This is a genomic window from Pseudomonas sp. 30_B, assembly GCF_017491605.1.
Classification (GTDB): Bacteria; Pseudomonadota; Gammaproteobacteria; order Pseudomonadales; family Pseudomonadaceae; genus Pseudomonas.
In genome coordinates this window covers 1-234 of the sequence record NZ_JAFGYY010000558.1, presented here as the reverse complement: position 1 = coordinate 234, position 234 = coordinate 1, and the positions used below count along the sequence as shown (strand labels likewise).

Below are 234 nucleotides of genomic sequence, written 5' to 3'. Positions count from 1 at the left end.
AACCGTGGTTGGTGGGCAGGTACTCGTCGCGGTCGCCCAGGTGGTTCTTGCCGAATTGGCCGGTGGCATAGCCGTGGGCCTTGAGCGCCTGGGCGATGGTCACGTCACGGGCCTGCAGGCCCACCGGCGAACCGGGGATGCCGACCTTGGTCAGGCCGGTGCGCAGCGAAGCCTGGCCGGTGATGAAGGTGGAGCGCCCGGCGGTGCAACCTATTGGGTGCCGGATGCGACGGT

Annotated in this window: 1 protein-coding gene; it reads right to left on the bottom strand. The window is 68.8% G+C overall.

Features of this window, described 5'->3' with window-relative positions:
* On the bottom strand, positions 1-234 hold a 234-nt coding region (locus tag J5M67_RS29425), incomplete at both ends, for a sulfatase-like hydrolase/transferase (protein ID WP_207888781.1).